The 17,845-nt window shown below is 72.5% G+C and carries 11 protein-coding genes; all 11 read left to right on the plus strand.

The genetic code is table 11. The features are described from left to right. Positions 1-327: 327 nt before the first annotated feature. The 11 genes from ABZ385_RS07960 to ABZ385_RS08010 all read left to right on the plus strand — a co-directional run bounded on the left by ABZ385_RS07960 (position 328) and on the right by ABZ385_RS08010 (position 17,627). The gene (locus ABZ385_RS07960) at positions 328-1,347 is read left to right on the plus strand and encodes a rod shape-determining protein (protein WP_030564059.1); all 1,020 of its coding nucleotides are present in this window, start codon (positions 328-330) and stop codon (positions 1,345-1,347) included. Positions 1,348-1,508: 161 nt separating this feature from the next. Next, positions 1,509-2,489: a rod shape-determining protein MreC gene (gene mreC / locus ABZ385_RS07965; protein ID WP_358910415.1), complete on the plus strand. Its 981-nt coding sequence runs from the start codon at positions 1,509-1,511 to the stop codon at positions 2,487-2,489. 12 nt (positions 2,490-2,501) lie between these two features. After that, positions 2,502-3,176, plus strand: a complete 675-nt coding sequence (gene mreD, locus ABZ385_RS07970) for a rod shape-determining protein MreD (protein WP_358582212.1) — start codon at positions 2,502-2,504, stop codon at positions 3,174-3,176. A 58-nt stretch (positions 3,177-3,234) separates the two neighbouring features. Continuing rightward, a complete protein-coding gene (gene mrdA, locus ABZ385_RS07975; protein WP_358697664.1) occupies positions 3,235-5,463 on the plus strand; it encodes a penicillin-binding protein 2 in 2,229 nt (742 codons plus the stop codon). After that, a complete protein-coding gene (gene rodA / locus ABZ385_RS07980; RefSeq protein WP_358582217.1) occupies positions 5,463-6,659 on the plus strand; it encodes a rod shape-determining protein RodA in 1,197 nt (398 codons plus the stop codon). The genes mrdA and rodA overlap by 1 nt, the downstream gene beginning before the upstream one ends. A gap of 48 nt (positions 6,660-6,707) precedes the next feature. Beyond that, positions 6,708-8,315: a CYTH and CHAD domain-containing protein gene (locus tag ABZ385_RS07985; protein ID WP_358910417.1), complete on the plus strand. Its 1,608-nt coding sequence runs from the start codon at positions 6,708-6,710 to the stop codon at positions 8,313-8,315. Positions 8,316-8,365: 50 nt separating this feature from the next. Then, positions 8,366-10,291, plus strand: coding sequence for a TIGR03960 family B12-binding radical SAM protein (locus ABZ385_RS07990; protein WP_358590298.1), 1,926 nt, complete (start codon positions 8,366-8,368; stop codon positions 10,289-10,291). A 60-nt stretch (positions 10,292-10,351) separates the two neighbouring features. Beyond that, positions 10,352-10,843 carry a GNAT family N-acetyltransferase gene (locus ABZ385_RS07995; protein ID WP_358910591.1) on the plus strand — a complete coding sequence of 164 codons (492 nt, stop codon included), beginning with the start codon at positions 10,352-10,354 and terminating at the stop codon, positions 10,841-10,843. Between the two features lie 6 nt (positions 10,844-10,849). Further along, positions 10,850-12,157, plus strand: coding sequence for a hypothetical protein (locus ABZ385_RS08000; RefSeq protein WP_358910419.1), 1,308 nt, complete (start codon positions 10,850-10,852; stop codon positions 12,155-12,157). A gap of 131 nt (positions 12,158-12,288) precedes the next feature. Then, positions 12,289-13,089, plus strand: a complete 801-nt coding sequence (locus ABZ385_RS08005; RefSeq protein WP_358910421.1) for a TIGR03936 family radical SAM-associated protein — start codon at positions 12,289-12,291, stop codon at positions 13,087-13,089. A 236-nt stretch (positions 13,090-13,325) separates the two neighbouring features. Further along, on the plus strand, positions 13,326-17,627 hold the full coding sequence (locus ABZ385_RS08010; RefSeq protein WP_358910423.1) for an Rne/Rng family ribonuclease: 4,302 nt from the start codon (positions 13,326-13,328) through the stop codon (positions 17,625-17,627). The last annotated feature ends 218 nt before the right edge of the window (positions 17,628-17,845 follow it).

Here is a 17,845-nt window from a genome sequence, read left to right on the forward strand (position 1 = left end):
CGCGAGCCCCTCGCGAGTCGTCCGCGCGTCCGCCGGACCGCTCGCTGACGAGGTGTCAGCGACACGCCGCGCGACCCGGACGGCCGGAGCGATCCGGCCGTCCCCGGCGCACGCGCCCCGATCGGGGGAACCCGTGCCCCCTATGGCACGTCTCCACAAGCGGGGCGGCGCATCATCTGCTGACAATGGCGAAGACCCTCGCGCCGTCTTCGCGCGGCCGAGACTACGATGGAAGCCTCCACTGCCACTCAGCACCCACCTCGCCTACCTAAAAAGCCATCACAAGCTCCACTAGGGAAGGCCAGACGCATCCTCATGGGGAACAACATGTCGTTCATCGGCCGTGACATGGCTGTCGACCTCGGGACCGCCAACACGCTGGTGTACGTCAGGGGTCGGGGGATCGTACTCAACGAGCCGTCCGTCGTCGCGATCAACACCAACACCGGTGGCATCCTCGCGGTCGGCGCGGAAGCGAAGAAGATGATCGGGCGCACGCCCGGCAACATCGTCGCGGTACGTCCCTTGAAGGACGGCGTGATCGCCGACTTCGAGATCACCGAGCGGATGCTCCGCTACTTCATCCTGAAGATCCACAAGCGGCGCTACCTCGCGCGTCCGCGCGTGGTCGTCTGCGTGCCCTCCGGCATCACCGGCGTGGAGCGCCGCGCCGTCATCGAGGCCTCCTCGCAGGCGGGCGCCCGGCAGGTGCACATCATCGAGGAGCCCATGGCGGCGGCCATCGGCTCCGGCCTGCCGGTCCACGAGGCCACGGGCAACATGGTGGTCGACATCGGCGGCGGCACCACCGAGGTCGCCGTCATCTCGCTCGGAGGAATCGTCACGGCACAGTCGATCCGCGTCGCGGGCGACGAGCTGGACAACGCGATCATCCAGCACATCAAGAAGGAGTACTCCCTCCTCCTCGGTGAGCGCACGGCCGAGCAGATCAAGATCACCATCGGTTCGGCCTACGACATGGACGCCGACGAGCACACCGAGATCCGCGGCCGCGACCTGGTCTCCGGGCTGCCCAAGACGGTCGTCATCTCCGCCGCCGAGGTCCGCAAGGCCATCGAGGAGCCGGTCAACGCGATCGTGGACGCGGTCAAGACCACCCTCGACAAGTGCCCGCCCGAGCTGTCGGGCGACGTGATGGACCGCGGCATCGTCCTGACCGGCGGCGGCGCCCTGCTGCGCGGCCTGGACGAGCGGCTGCGCCGCGAGACCGGCATGCCGATCCACATCGCCGAGAACCCGCTGGACAGCGTGGCGCTCGGCTCCGGGAAGTGCGTGGAGGAGTTCGAGGCGCTGCAGCAGGTGCTGGACGCCCAGCCCCGCAGATGACGTGACGTGAAAAGATCCGCCGTACGGGTGCCGCCACCTCGTGCGGCGGATCGTTGACATAGAGGCACAAGAAGAATTCAGGCAAGGCAGAACAATTCCCCAGAACCCCGTGGAACGCGCAGCTTCCGCGGAATCCGATCGAGGAAGGCACGCCGCCGCACGTGAGGGACACACGAGAGAGCCGGCTGCTCCTGGTGCTGCTGATCGCCATCGCGTTCGCTTTGATCACGGTGGACATCCGCGGCGGTGAGGACTCGCCGGTCGACGGTGCCCGCCGGGCCGCCGCCACCGTCTTCGGCCCGGTCGAGGAGGGGATGTCCTCCGCCGTCGACCCGATCGGCAACGCCATCGGCGCGGTCCGCGACTCCGGTGACCGCCACGACCGCATCGCCGAACTGGAGCGCCAGAACGCCGCGTTGAAGGCCAAGCTCGGCAGCGACGACCGCAACCGCAGCCGCGTGCGCCAGCTCGACGGCATGCTCAAGAAGGCCGGCGCCGGACAGTACGGCATCAAGGGCGCCGAGGTCATCGGCATAGGAGCGGCCCAGGGCTTCTCCTGGACCGTCACCATCGACGCCGGCGCGCACGACGGCATCCGGCGCGACATGACCGTCCTCAACAGCGACGGCCTGGTCGGCCGCGTCACCACGGTCGGCCCGGACACCGCCACCGTGCTGCTCGCCAACGACCCGGACTTCACCGTCGGCACCCGCATGGAGCGGACCGACGAGCTGGGCTTCGCCACCGGCCAGGGCGACCGCCCGCTCTCCGTCCAGCTGCTCAACGGCAAGGCCAAGGTCAAGAAGGGCGACCGCCTGGTCACCTTCGGCTCGCAGAAGGACAGGCCGTTCGTGCCCGGCGTCCCCGTCGGCGAGGTCGTCCGCGTCGATCCCTCGGGCGGCGACCTCACCCGTACCGTCTACGTGAAGCCCTACGTCGGCTTCACCAAGCTCGACATCGTCGGCATCGTCGTCGAGGCACCCCGCGAGGACCCGCGCGACACCGTCCTGCCGCCCAAGCCCGCCAAGCCCAAGCCGACCCCGACGGTCACCGTCACGGCCACCCCGTCGGGAAAGCCGTCCGACGGCGCGGCCGACGGCACGGTGCCCGGCGGCGCGGTGCCCGACGGCGACGAGCAGTAGGAGACCGGACCCATGCGCTTCAACCGAATCCTGCTCTCCGCCACCCTGGTCGTCGTCGCCCTGGTGATCCAGGTCAGCGTCCTCGCGCGGCTCCAGCTGCCGGGCGCCGTGCCCGACCTGGTGCTGCTCACCGTCCTCGGCCTCGCCCTGGTCTACGGCCACGTCGGCGGAGCCCTCGTCGGCTTCGGCGCGGGCCTGCTCTCCGACCTGGCCCCGCCCGCCGACCACGCCGCCGGGCGGTACGCCCTGGTGCTCTGCGTCGTCGGCTACCTCGCGGGCCTCGCCAAGCCCGAGACCGGCCGGCTGCGCTCCGCCACCGGGCCGCTCACCGTGGTCGTCGGCGCGGCCCTCGGCTCGACGCTGCTGTACGCGGGCGTGGGCGCCCTCGTCGGGGACACCGCGGCCCGCCATGTGGGCCTCGGCGGGCTGCTGTTCACCGCCGCGCTCTACGACCTGCTGCTCGCGCCCTTCACGGTGCCGCTGATCATCGCGCTCGCCAGACGCGCCGAGAACGACCCGCTGGGCGAGGGCTCCCCGGCCAACAAGGCCTCGGACGTCTCCTCCGGCTGGCTCGCCTCCGGCACCGGACTGAGCATCGGCGGCGGCCGGCGCGGCGGCCTGCGTGCCAAGACGGCCAAGGCCCGCGTCGCCCGCGCCGGACGCATCAAGGGGGTCAAGCGACTGTGAGGGCGAAGCACGCCGCCGACGACGTCAGGGCAGCCGCTCGCACCCGGGGAGGGCAGCAGTGACCAACATCCCGGAGACCGGCCGGACCCCGCGCGTCCAGATCCGTCTCATCGTCCTGCAGATCCTCGTCGTCTCCCTGCTGCTCACCCTCGGCGGCCGCCTGTGGTACCTCCAGGTGCGCAACGGCGAGGAGTACGCCAAGGAGGCCTCCGGCAACCACGTCCAGCAGGTCGTCCAGCCCGCCGTGCGCGGCTCGATCCTCGACGCCCGCGGGGTGCCGATCGCCGACAACCACACGCGCCTGGTCGTCTCCGCCTCCCGCACGGACCTGATGAAGATGAAGGACGACGGCAAGGCGGTCCTCGCCAAGCTCGCCGACGTCCTCGCCATGGATCCCGAGGACGTCGCCGACAAGGTCCGCCTGTGCGACGCGAAGACCCCGCAGCCCTGCTGGAACGGCTCCCCCTACCAGCCCATCCCGATCACCGACGAGGCCACGCCCAAGCAGGCCCTCCAGATCCGCGAGCGCTCCGAGGACTTCCCCGGCATCACCGCCGAGCCCACCGCCGTGCGCCGCTACCCCGCGCCCGGCAAGTCCAACACCGCGCAGGTCCTCGGCTACCTCTCGCCCGTCACCGACGACGAGATCAACAAGGCCAAGGACACCGACTCCCCGTTCCTGCGCTCCGACCAGGTGGGCCGCTCCGGTCTCGAGCGCACGTACGACAAGCAGCTGCGCGGCAAGGCCGGCGTCACCCGCTACGAGGTCGACAACCTCGGCCGGGTCATCGGCAAGGCGAAGGCCGACAAGGCCGAGCCCGGCGCGAACGTCGTCACCAGCATCGACGCGCGCGTCCAGGCCGTCTCCGAGTACTGGCTGGACGACGCGATGAAGAAGGCCCGCCAGGAGTTCGACAAGAACACCGGCGAGAACTACAAGGCCGACGCGGGCGCCGTCGTCGTCATGGAGAACAAGACGGGCCGCGTCGTCGCCATGGCCTCCAACCCGACGTACGACCCCAACGCCTGGGTCGGCGGCATCTCCGGCAAGGACTACGCCCGGCTCACCGGCAAGAAGTCCAACTACCCGCTGCTCAACCGCGCCATCCAGGGCCAGGCGGCCCCCGGCTCGATCTTCAAGGTCATCCCGACGACCGCCGCCGTCAACGCGGGCTACGACTTCAACGGCCGCTACCCCTGCCCCAGTTCGTACTCCATCGGCGGCCAGACCTTCAAGAACTTCGAGTCCAAGGGCCACGGCTCCATCACCCTCGGCCAGGCCCTCGAAGTCTCCTGCGACACCGTCTTCTACAAGCTCTCGCACGACCAGTGGGCCAAGGACGGCGGCAACAAGCCGCGGCCCGACGCCAAGGACTGGTTCTACAGGACCGCCCACCAGTTCGGCCTCGGCAAGGAGACCGGCATCGACCTGCCCAACGAGGTCACCGGCCGCGTCCCCGACCGCCAGTGGAAGAAGGACTACTGGAAGGCCAACAAGGACGCCTGGTGCAAGCAGGGCAAGAAGAGCGGCGGCGACTACGCGGCGCGCATCGCGTACGAGAACTGCCTCGAAGGCATGAAGATGCGCGCCGGTGACTCCGTCAACTACTCCATCGGCCAGGGCGACACCCTCGTCACGCCGATCCAGATGGCGACCATCTACTCCGCCATCGCCAACGGCGGCACCCTGCACGACCCCACCGTCGGCAAGGCGATCATCAGCGCCGACGGCAAGCGGATCCGCGAGATCCAGCCCAAGTCGCACGGCAGGCTGCCGATGGACGCCGCACTCCAGAAGGACATAGACGGTGCCCTCGCGGACGTCGCCACGCGCGGTACGGCCGCGTGGCGGTTCGGCGGCTGGCCGCAGGACAAGATCCCGATGCACGCCAAGACGGGTACCGCCGAGGTCTACGGCAAGCAGACCACCTCGTGGTTCGCGACCTACACCAAGGACTACACGATCGTCATGACGATCTCCCAGGGCGGCACCGGCTCCGGCGCCTCGGGACCCGCTGTCCGCAAGATCTACGACGCGATCTACGGCCTGGACGACAGCGGCAGGCAGAACCTGAAGAAGGCGCTCCTGCCCGAGCCGCAGAAGACCCTGCCGAAGATCCAGCCCGACGGCTCCATCGACGCCCCCAAGGTCAAGCCCTACAAGCCCGACACGGCCGAGCCGCCGGGCGGCCGCCCGGAGGAACAGCAGCCGGCCGGCCGGCCGGACGGACCTCAGGACGATCAGCAGGAACTCGCCGGCGCCCCGGCCGACTGGAGGCGTGACTGATGACCGGCAACGGCTTCTCCGTCCCCGGGTACGGCCCCGAGCGCTCGAACATGTCCCGGCTCCTGGCCCGCGACTCGATAGTGCGCCGGCTCGACTGGCCCATGCTCCTCGCGGCCATCGCGCTCTCCGCGATCGGCACCGCGCTCGTGTACTCCGCGACCCGCAACCGCACCGAGCTGGTCGGCGACGACCCGTACTCCTTCGCGCTCAAGCACCTGATGAACACCGGCATCGGCTTCGCGCTGATGATCGGCACCGTCTGGCTCGGCCACCGCACCCTGCGCACCGCCGTGCCGATCCTCTACGGCATCTCCGTCTTCCTCGTCCTGCTCGTCCTCACCCCGCTCGGCGCGACCATCAACGGCGCGCACGCGTGGATCGTCCTCGGCGGCGGCTTCTCGCTCCAGCCCTCCGAGTTCGTGAAGATCACGATCATCCTGGGCATGGCGATGCTCCTCGCCGCCCGCGTCGACGCGGGCGACCGGGAACACCCCGACCACCGCACGGTGGTGCAGGCCCTCGGCCTCGCCGCCGTACCGATCGCGATCGTCATGCTGATGCCGGACCTCGGCTCGGTCATGGTCATGGTGATGATCGTGCTCGGCGTGCTGCTCGCCTCGGGCGCCTCCAACCGCTGGGTCTTCGGACTGCTCGGCACGGGCGTCGCCGGCGGCGTCGCCATATGGCAGCTCGGCGTCCTGGACGACTACCAGATCGCCCGCTTCGCGGCCTTCGCCAACCCCGCGCTCGACCCGGCCGGCGTCGGCTACAACACCAACCAGGCGCGCATCGCCATCGGCTCGGGCGGCCTGACCGGCACCGGCCTGTTCAAGGGCTCCCAGACCACCGGCCAGTTCGTGCCCGAGCAGCAGACCGACTTCGTCTTCACCGTCGCGGGCGAGGAACTGGGCTTCGTCGGCGCCGGCGCCATCCTGCTCCTGCTCGGCGTCGTCCTGTGGCGGGCCTGCGCCATCGCGCGGGAGACCACCGAGCTGTACGGCACGATCGTCGCCGCCGGGATCATCGCCTGGTTCGCGTTCCAGGCCTTCGAGAACATCGGGATGACCCTCGGCATCATGCCGGTCGCGGGCCTTCCGCTGCCCTTCGTCTCCTACGGCGGCTCCTCGATGTTCGCGGTCTGGGTGGCCGTCGGACTGCTCCAGTCGATCAAGGTGCAGCGCCCGATGTCCGCATAGGCCCGCCCAACCCTGTTTGGGTTCGCGTTTCGCGTCTAGATTCACTTCATGGCGGACACGAAGCACGAGACGGGGACGAAGCGCGAGATCGAGCGGAAGTACGACGTCGGGGCGGACGCCGAGCCGCCCGACCTCACCGGAGTGCCCGGGGTCGGCGAGGTCGTCGACAAGGGCGTCCAAGAACTGGACGCCGTCTACTGGGACACCCCCGACCAGCGCCTGGCCGCCGCCGCGATCACCCTGCGGCGCCGCACCGGCGGCCCCGACGAGGGCTGGCACCTCAAACTGCCGGTCTCCCTCGCCGAAGGCGTGCGGGACGAGATCCACGCGCCCCTGTCCGACGAGGTGCCGCAAGCCCTGCTCGCCCTCGTGCGCTCCCGCGTCCGCGAGATCCGGCTCACCCCCGTCGTCCGCCTGCTGACCTCGCGGAACATGCGCCACCTCCTCGACGCGCGCGGCAAGCTGCTCGCCGAGGTCGGCGTCGACGCGGTGCGGGCCGAGCGCCTCACCCCGGGCGGCACCACCACCGCCTGGTCCGAGATCGAGGTGGAACTGGCCGACGGCGCCGACCCCGCCGTCCTGGACAAGGTCGAGAAGAAGCTGAAGAAGGCGGGCGTACGCCGCTCCTCCTCGTCCTCCAAGCTCAGCCGGGCCCTCACCGCGACCGCGCCAGGTGTACGACCCCCGGAGGGCGCGGCGCCGAGCGGCAAGAAGGCCGGCAAGAGCGTCGCAGTCGCCGAGGCCGTGCGCGACGCCGTCGGCGCAGGGCCCGGGAGCGCCGGGGACCACCTCGTCGCCTACCTGCGCGCCCAGCGCGACGCCATCGTGTCGCTCGACCCCGCCGTCCGCCGCGACCTGCCCGACTCCGTGCACCAGATGCGGGTCGCCACCCGCCGGATGCGCAGCGCCTTCACGTCGTACCGCAAGATCCTCGACCGCACCGCCACCGACCCCCTCGGCGAGGAGCTGAAGTGGCTCGCGGGCGAGCTGGGCGTCGACCGCGACCAGGAAGTCCTCACCGAGCGGCTCACCGCCCGCGTCGAGGCGCTGCCGGGCACCCTGACCCTCGGCCCGGTGCGCGGCCGGCTGCGCGCCTGGTCCGTCGCCCGGCGCACCGACGCGCGGGCCGGCACCCTCGCCGCCCTGGACAGCCGGCGCTACCTCGCCCTGCTCGACGCCGTCGACGCCCTGCTCGCCGCGCCCCCACTGCGCCCCGCCGCCTCCGCGCCGCCCGCCAAGGCGCTCCCCAAGGCCCTGCTCAAGGACTACGCCCGCCTCGCCACCCGCGTCGAACACGCCCTGGCGCTCGCCCCCGGCCAGGAGCGCGACCGCGCCCTGCACGCCGCCCGCAAGGCCGCCAAGCGCGCCCGGTACGCCGGGGAGGCGGCGGTGCCCGCCCTCGGCAGGCCCGCCCAGCGGTTCGCGAAGCGGATGAAGGCCGTCCAGAGCGTGCTCGGCGACCACCAGGACAGCGTCGTCGCCCGCGAGGCCCTGCGCGCCCTGGCGGTCCAGGCACACCTGGCGGGGGAGTCCGCGTTCACCTGGGGTCTGCTGTTCGGCCAGGAGGAGGCGGCGGCGACGGACAGCGAACGCGCGCTGCCCGGCGCGTGGGCCGAGGCGTCCCGGCGGAGGACGCGGGCGTCATTGGGCAGGTGAACCCCGGGGTACGCTTGATGGTCACCCCTGCCGGCTCATGAAGGTTCGCGATGTCTGTCGAATCGGTCTTCCCACAGCTCGAAGCCCTGCTCCCGCATGTGCAGAAGCCCATCCAGTACGTCGGCGGTGAGCTCAACTCCACCGTCAAACCGTGGGAGAGCTGCGACGTCCGCTGGGCGCTGATGTACCCCGACGCCTACGAGGTCGGACTGCCCAACCAGGGCGTCATGATCCTCTACGAGGTGCTGAACGAACGCGACGGCGTGCTCGCCGAGCGCACGTACAGCGTGTGGCCCGACCTGGAGGCCCTGATGCGCGAGCACCGGGTCCCGCAGTTCACCGTGGACAGCCACCGCCCCGTGAAGGCGTTCGACGTCTTCGGACTCAGCTTCTCCACCGAGCTGGGGTACACCAACATGCTGACCGCCCTGGACCTCGCGGGCATCCCGCTGGAGTCCAAGGACCGCACCGTCGAGGACCCGATCGTGCTCGCCGGCGGCCACGCCGCCTTCAACCCCGAGCCGATCGCCGACTTCATCGACGCGGCGATCATCGGCGACGGCGAGCAGGCCGTGCTCGACATGACCGAGATCATCCGCGCCTGGAAGGCGGAGGGCCGCCCCGGCGGCCGCGAGGAGGTCCTGCTGCGCCTCGCGAAGACCGGGTCCGTCTACATCCCGGCCTTCTACGACGTCGAGTACCTCCCGGACGGGCGGATCGCCCGCGTCGTGCCCAACAGGTCGGGCGTGCCCTGGCGGGTCTCCAAGCACACCGTCATGGACCTCGACGAGTGGCCCTACCCCAAGCAGCCCCTCGTCCCGCTCGCGGAGACCGTCCACGAGCGCATGTCCGTCGAGATCTTCCGCGGCTGCACCCGCGGCTGCCGTTTCTGCCAGGCCGGCATGATCACGCGCCCCGTGCGGGAGCGAAGCATCACCGGCATCGGCGACATGGTGGAGAAGGGTCTCAAGGCGACCGGCTTCGAAGAGGTCGGCCTGCTCTCGCTCTCCTCGGCGGACCACACCGAGATCGCCGAGGTCGCCAAGGGCCTCGCCGACCGGTACGAGGAGGACAAGATCGGCCTGTCCCTCCCCTCGACCCGCGTCGACGCCTTCAACGTGGACCTCGCCAACGAGCTGACCAGGAACGGCCGCAGGTCGGGCCTGACCTTCGCCCCCGAGGGCGGCTCCGAGCGCATGCGCAAGGTCATCAACAAGATGGTGTCCGAGGAAGACCTCATCCGCACCGTCTCCACGGCCTACGGCAACGGCTGGCGCCAGGTGAAGCTGTACTTCATGTGCGGCCTGCCCACCGAGACCGACGACGACGTGCTCCAGATCGCCGACATGGCGACGAAGGTCATCCAGAAGGGCCGCGAGGTCTCCGGTTCGAACGACATCCGGTGCACGGTGTCGATCGGCGGCTTCGTGCCCAAGCCGCACACGCCGTTCCAGTGGGCCCCGCAGCTCTCCGCCGAGGAGACCGACGCGCGCCTGGAGAAGCTCCGCGACAAGATCCGCGGCGACAAGAAGTACGGCCGCTCGATCGGCTTCCGCTACCACGACGGCAAGCCCGGCATCGTGGAGGGCCTCCTCTCGCGCGGCGACCGCCGCATCGGCGCCGTCATCCGCGCCGTCTACGAGGAGGGCGGCCGCTTCGACGGCTGGCGCGAGTACTTCAGCTACGAGCGCTGGATGCGCTGCGCCGCCAAGACGCTGCCCGAGATGGGCGTCGACGTCGACTGGTACACCACGCGTGAGCGCACCTACGAAGAGGTCCTGCCCTGGGACCACCTGGACTCCGGTCTCGACAAGGACTGGCTCTGGGAGGACTGGCAGGACTCGCTCGACGAGACCGAGGTCGAGGACTGCCGCTGGACACCGTGCTTCGACTGCGGGGTGTGCCCCCAGATGGACACGCACATCCAGATCGGCCCCACCGGCAAGAAGCTCCTGCCGCTCACGGTCGTCAAGTAGCCGCACGTGCCGCGACTGACCCCGCCCACCTCCCTGGTACACCACTCCTACATCGCCGCGATGGAGGAGTTCCGGGCCGAGGGGCGGGGTGGTCCGGACGACGACACCACGCTCGGCCGCACCCTGCGCGACTACGGCGGCCAGTGGCACGACCCCGCCGTCTTCGCGCGGTACCTCGCCGAGGTCGACGCCGCCGCCCACCCCGCGGTGCCGCACTCCGTCCCCGTCACCACCCTCTGGTACGTCGACGGCGCCGACTACTTCGGCCGCCTCGCCATCCGGCACACCATCGCCACCCGCTTCCTGCGCGAGTACGGCGGCCACATCGGCTACGACGTCCGCCCCACCGCCCGCCGCCGCGGCCACGCCACCGGCATGCTGCGCGCCTGTCTGCCGTACGCGGCCGAACTGGGCCTGGAATCCGTGCTGGTGACCTGCGACACCGACAACACCGGCTCCCGCAAGGTCATCGAGGCCGCGGGCGGCGTCTTCGAGGACGAGCGGGGCGGAAAGCTGCGCTACTGGATCCGAACCGGACTCTCGCGCGTCTAGGACGACATGGACCTGGAAAAGCGACCTCCCCACGCGACTGCCGGACAGCCCCCGGCGGGGCAGGCCGACCCCCGGCCTCCCCAGGCCGAGGGGTGTCTCGCCGTCGCGATCCGGCTGCCGGTGCGGATCGTGGTGCTGGTGCTCGTCGTGCCGGTGCGCCTGGTCTGGGACGCGCTCGCCGTCTGCGGCCGCTTCGTGTACCTCCGCGGCCTGCGACCGGTCGGACGCGCCATCGCCGCCGTGCTGACCTGGCTGCTCAAGGCCGTCTTCGTCTGGCCCTGGGTGGGCCTGTGGCGGTACGTGGCCGTGCCGGTGGGCACCGCCCTCGCCTGGCTCGGGCGGATGCTGGTCGTGGTGCCCGCCGCATGGCTCCACCGGGCCGTCCTGGCCCCGATCGGCCACGGCATCGCCCGGCTGGCCCGGGGCATCGGCGCGGGCGGCGCCTGGCTGTGGCGCCACCTCGTCGCGATCCCGGCCGCGTGGTTCTACGCGCGCGTGCTGACGCCGATCGGCCACGGCATCGTCTGGCTGGCCCGGGCCGTCGGCAGCGGCGCGGCGCTCGCCGGGCGCGGCATCGGCGCCGCCCTGGTGTGGCTGTTCAAGGCGGTCTTCGTCTGGCCGTGGGTGGCCCTGTGGCGGTACGTGGTCGTGCCGGTCGGCATCGGCCTCGCCTGGCTGGGGCGGGTGCTGGTCGTGGTGCCCGCCGCATGGCTGTACCGCACCGTCCTGACCCCGCTCGGCCACGGCCTCGCCTGGCTGGCCCTGGGGATCGGCCGCGGTGTCGCGTGGCTGGCCGGCGGCGTCTGGACCGTCCTGGCGACCCTCTTCCGCTGGATCTTCGTCGTCCCCGTCGTCGCCGTGTGGCGCTGGGTGCTCGCGCCGCTCGGCCGGGCCGTCGCCGTCGTCGCGCGGGAGATCGGCGACGCGCTCGGCCACGCCTGGCGCGTCGCCGGGCACCTCTCCCTCGTCGTCGGCCGCTTCCTCGCCAAACTCCTTCGGTGGATCTTCGTCGAGCCGGTGCGGTGGGTGTACCGCACCCTCCTCACCCCCGTCGGGCACCTGGTCCGCGACGCCGTGTGGCGCCCCGCCGCCCGGGCCGCCACGGAGGTCCGGCGCGCCACGCGCCAGGCCCTCGCCGCCGCGCGGCACAGCGTGCGCCAGGCACGGGCCGATGTGCGGCGCGCGCTGTTCGGGGCGCCGAAGGAAGCGGTGCCGGTGGCGGTGCCGGCTCCCCGGCGGACCACCGACACGCCGGAGCCGCGTAATCTGGAGAAGAATTCTGGGAAAGCAGTTTCCCCGCCTGTGCGGGGGTGATGTCGACCGGCGAATGCCGGGTAGGCGTCATCCAGGACTGCTCCCCGCCGACGCGGGGTTTCCCGGACCGCACACAAGGAGAAGTTCCCCTGGGCAAGCGACAGCCCGAAGGCCCGCCGCCCGCACCCGCGGTGCAGCGCATCCGCCTGCGCTACACCAAGCGCGGCCGCCTCCGGTTCACCAGTCACCGTGACTTCCAGCGCGCCTTCGAGCGTGCGCTGCGCCGCGCCGAGGTGCCCATGGCGTACTCGGCGGGATTCACCCCGCACCCCAAGGTGTCGTACGCCAACGCCGCCCCGACCGGCACGGGCAGTGAGGCCGAGTACCTGGAGATCGCGCTCACCGCGCCGCGCGACCCGGACCAGCTGCGCGAGCTGCTCGACGAGTCGCTGCCGGACGGTCTGGACATCATCGACGCCGTCGAGTCCCGCACCTCGGGCCTCGCCGACCGGCTCACCGCCTCCGTCTGGGAACTGCGCCTGGAAGGCGTGGAACCGGAGCGGGCGCAGCGCGCGGCCGAGCTGTTCCGCGCCGCGGAGTCGGTCGAGGTGCAGCGCCGCACGAAGAACGGCATGCGCACCTTCGACGCCCGCGAGGCCGTCGTGAGCCTGGAGGCGGTCACCGACGGCGAGGGGATCGCCCGCGCCGCCGATAGGACGAGCGACAAGCCCTGTGCGATACTGCGGCTGGTTGTTCGGCACGTGACACCTGCCGTACGACCTGACGACGTCCTGTCCGGTCTCCGAGCCGTGGCCGACCTGGCGCCGCCGGTCCCCGCAGCGGTGACCAGGCTGGCGCAGGGGCTTTTCGATGAAGAGACCGGCACGGTGACCGACCCGCTCGCGCCCGACCGCGAGGCAGTCACGGCCGCCACACCCACGGCCGCCGTATCTGCCGCCGCGAAGGCGCCGGCGCCGGAAGGCCCCCGGTAAGGACGTACGTCGAAGCGCCGCCCTCGTACTCGGGAGCCACCTGGGTCGGGCAGCGCACTGACCGAGACTTTCGCCAGGCCGTCCGCAATTGGGCGTACGGAACCGGCGAGACAAGACATAGAGAGCTCCCGTGCGGCGCCCACGCCCCCGGATGGCGGCCCCGCGCATCTAGCGCGAGCCGCGGACATCACCGGACAAGGCGCGGCGCCCGGGAGCGTGACGGGAGAACCGCCCGCATGCTTGAGCCGAACGAACCCACTGAGGGTCCGCAGAACGACAGCCCCAGCGACACCCTGCCGCCGCGCCGCCGGCGCCGCGCGGCCTCGCGCCCCGCGGGCCCGCCGACGGGCGCCGCCCAGCAGGCGGCGCCGGCCATACCGGCCGCCCCCGCCGCCGAAGAGGCCGCCGAGAGCGACGAGACCACGCCGCCGCCCGCCGCCGCCGAGGACACCACCCCCGCGCCGCGTGCGCGCCGCCGTGCGACGCGTCGCGCTTCGGCGCCCGCTGGTGCTCCGCAGGGTGAGCCGGCGGGTGTTCCGCAGGCCGCTGAGGTCGCGGAGGCCGTCTCGGTCGCCGAAGACGTTGCCGCGCCCGCCGCCGAGGTCGAGGAGGAGCAGGCCCCCGCGCCGCGTGCCCGTCGTCGTGCGAGCCGTCGCGCTTCGGCGCCCGCTGGTGCTCCGCAGGGTGAGCCGGCTGGTGTTCCGCAGGCCGCTGAGGTCGCGGAGGCCGTCTCGGTCGCCGAAGACGTTGCCGCGCCCGCCGCCGAGGTCGAGGAGGAGCAGGCCCCCGCGCCGCGTGCCCGTCGTCGTGCGAGCCGTCGTGCTTCGGCGCCCGCCGGTGCTCCGCAGGGTGAGCCCGCTGGTGTCCCGCAGGCCGCCGAGGTCGCGGAGGCCGTCTCGGTCGCCGAGGACGTCGCCGCGCCCGAGGTCGAGGAAGAGGCGGCTCCGGCGCCGCGTGCCCGTCGTCGTGCGAGCCGTCGCGCCTCCGCGCCCGCCGGTGCTCCGCAGACCGCCGTCGCCGAAGAGACGCCCGCCGTCGCCGAGGAGGCGCCCGCCGCCGAGCCCGAGCCCGAGCCGGCCGCCGAGGACGCCGCCCCGCGCCGTGCGCGCCGCCGCGCCACCCGTGGCACCGCCGCGCCCGCCGCTGAGCCGCAGCCCGCCGAGCAGGCCCCCGAGGCGCCCGCCGCCCAGGCCGCCCCGGCCGAGGAAGCCGACGAGACGGACGACGCCCCCCGCGGCCGTCGCCGCCGCGCCACCCGCAAGACCGCGGCCACCGGATTCTCCGCGCCCGCCGGCCACAAGGCCCGCAAGGCGCAGCTCGCCGACGACGCTGCCGATGGCGGCCGCAAGCCCGCCCGCCCCGCCGTCGCCGTCTTCCAGGCGCCGGTCTTCTCCGCGCCGATGTTCCAGACCCCGGAGAGCGCCGCCGCCGCGGCCGCCGCCGAGGCCGCGGAGGAAGCCGCCGAGAAGCCCGCGGCCCCCGCCCGGGCCGCCGCTCCCGCGCCCGTCGCGGAGGAGGAGACCGGCCCGCGCCGTCGCCGCCGCCGTCGCGCCGCCGAGGAGCAGCCCGCCGCCGAGGAGCGCGAGCCCGTCGCGGCCGTCGAGGAGCAGCCGGCCGACGAGGCCGAGGACAGCACCGAGCAGGCCGACGCCGCCGACCTCGACGACGACGCGGAGGAGTCCGGCGAGCGCCAGGGCCGCCGTCGCCGTCGCGGTGGCCGCCGCCGTCGCCGCGGTGACCTGGCCGACCAGGACGAGCAGCACGACGCCGCCGAGTCCGACGACACCGCCGCCGAGCAGGCGGACCAGGACGCCGAGGACACCGCCGAGCAGGACGCCGAGGACGCCGACGAGGCGGACGAGGCGGACGACGCGGCTTCGGACGGCGCAGGTTCCGGCTCCAGCAGCAGCCGTCGCCGCCGTCGCCGCCGCCGTCGCGCCGGTGACTCCGCCGAGGGCGAGCCGGGCGACAGCGACCCGGAGCGCACGGTCGTCAAGGTCCGCGAGCCGCGGGAGCGGCGTGCGAAGGACCCCGAGCGCGAGCTGGGCACGGGCGCCGACGAGGTCCAGTCCATCAAGGGCTCGACCCGCCTGGAGGCCAAGAAGCAGCGCCGCCGCGAGGGCCGCGAGCAGGGCCGCCGCCGCGTCCCGATCATCACCGAGGCGGAGTTCCTGGCGCGCCGCGAGGCCGTCGAGCGCGTCATGGTCGTCCGCCAGAACGGCGAGCGCACCCAGATCGGCGTCCTCGAGGACAACGTCCTCGTCGAGCACTACGTCAACAAGGAACAGGCGACCTCCTACGTCGGGAACGTCTACCTCGGCAAGGTGCAGAACGTCCTGCCGTCGATGGAGGCCGCCTTCATCGACATCGGCAAGGGCCGCAACGCCGTGCTCTACGCCGGCGAGGTCAACTTCGAGGCGCTCGGCATGGCCAACGGCCCCCGTCGCATCGAGTCGGCCCTCAAGTCCGGCCAGTCGGTCCTCGTGCAGGTCACCAAGGACCCGATCGGCCACAAGGGCGCCCGCCTGACCAGCCAGGTCTCGCTGCCCGGCCGCTACCTGGTCTACGTCCCCGAGGGGTCGATGACCGGCATCAGCCGCAAGCTGCCCGACACCGAGCGCGCGCGCCTGAAGACCATCCTCAAGAAGATCGTCCCCGAGGACGCGGGCGTCATCGTGCGCACCGCCGCCGAGGGCGCGAGCGAGGACGAGCTGCGCCGCGACGTCGAGCGTCTGCAGGGGCAGTGGGAAGAGATCCAGAAGAAGGCGAAGGCGGCCTCCACGAGCGCCCCGGGCCTGCTGTACGGCGAGCCGGACATGACCGTCCGGGTCGTGCGCGACATCTTCAACGAGGACTTCTCCAAGGTCATCGTCTCCGGTGACGAGGCGTGGCAGACCATCCACGGCTACGTCGCGAACGTCGCGCCCGACCTGGCCGACCGCCTCTCGAAGTGGACGTCCGAGGTCGACGTCTTCGCGACGTACCGGATCGACGAGCAGCTCGCCAAGGCCCTGGACCGCAAGGTCTGGCTGCCCAGCGGCGGCTCGCTGGTGATCGACAAGACCGAGGCGATGATCGTCGTCGACGTCAACACCGGCAAGTTCACCGGCCAGGGCGGCAACCTCGAAGAGACGGTGACGAGGAACAACCTTGAGGCGGCCGAGGAGATCGTGCGCCAGCTGCGGCTGCGCGACCTCGGCGGCATCGTCGTCATCGACTTCATCGACATGGTCCTGGAGTCCAACCGGGACCTGGTCCTGCGCCGCCTGCTCGAATGCCTCGGGCGCGACCGTACGAAGCACCAGGTCGCCGAGGTCACCTCGCTCGGCCTGGTCCAGATGACCCGCAAGCGCGTCGGCCAGGGGCTCCTGGAGTCCTTCTCCGAGACCTGCGTGCACTGCAACGGCCGCGGTGTCATCGTGCACATGGAGCAGCCGACCTCCGTCGGTGGCGGCGGCAAGCGCAAGAAGCGCGGCCGGGGCGGCGCGGACCAGCAGGACCACGGTCACGAGCACGCCCACGACACGGACGAGGGCCACGAGCTCGACGCCGACGACGTGGTGGACATCGTCGACATCCACGAGACGGAGGCCGAGGTCGCGGCGGAGGCCGCCGCTCCGGTGGCGCTGCCCGAGCCGGAGTTCGTCCCGGACGAGGAGCTGTACAGCAGCCCGGCCGAGGCCGAGGCCGCCGCCTCGCGCGGTGGCCGCTCCCGGCGCAGGGCCACGCGACGGGCCTCGGCCCCCGCGGTCGCCCCGCGCGCCGAGAGCGCCCCGGCGGAGGACTCGCCCGAGGAGGCCCCGCAGGCCGAGGCCCCCAGGGCCGAGCCGCGCAAGCGCTCGGGCAAGCGGGCCAAGGCCGCCGAGAAGGCCGCGGCCGCCAGGGCCGAGACGGAGGCCGTCGAGGCCGAGGTCCCGGTCGTCGCCTCCGACACCGCGCGCACCGTGGCGCCGGCCGCCGAGGACCCGATGGTGGGCAGCCCCGAGGCCGTCGAGGCGGCGCACGAGGCGCCCGCCGAGGACGCCGCGCCGAAGGGACGTACGCGCCGCCGTGCCGTCCGCAAGGCGACGTCGCCCGCCGGTTCGCCGAAGGCCGCGCAGAGCGAGCCCGAGGCCGCCGAGGTCGTCGTGACCCCGGCGCCCAAGGCCGAGCCGGTGGCGGAGCCCGCCGCCGAGCCCGTGGCAGAGGCGCCCGCCGCCGACGCCGCCCCGGCCCGTCCGCGCCGCCGCGCCGTGCGCAAGGCCGCCGCGCCGACCGCGTCCGAGGAGGCGGCCGTCGTGGTCGTCCCGTCCGCGGACAAGGCCGCACCGGCCGCCCCCGAGGCCCCGGCCGAGGAGACGGCTCCGGCGAAGAAGACGGCCCGCAAGGCCGCCAAGAAGGCGCCCGCGAAGAAGGCCGCCGCCAAGAAGACGGCGGCCAAGAAGACGGCCGCGAAGAAGACGACGGCCAAGAAGGCGTCGAAGGCGACCGCGAAGAAGGCCACCGCGGCGGAGCAGGCGCCCTCGGGCGTCTCCGCGACCGCCTCCGACGAGGGCTGACCGCTTCGCGCTCCGGTGCCCCCCTGTTCTCCCGCGAGGGCTGAGCAGGGGGGCACCGCCGTGTCCGGAAAACAGTGGCACCACAGCTCGAAAGCGTGAAGAGGCCACCCTCGCCTTTGAGCGCGGAAGCAACACCTGTAAAACTCATGCGGTCTGACGGATGAACAGGGGCGTGGGCGCGTCTATGGGGAGACAGCGCGCCCGGGCCAGGGAGGGAT

Source organism: Streptomyces sp. NPDC005898, assembly GCF_040629635.1.
Classification (GTDB): domain Bacteria; phylum Actinomycetota; class Actinomycetes; order Streptomycetales; family Streptomycetaceae; genus Streptomyces.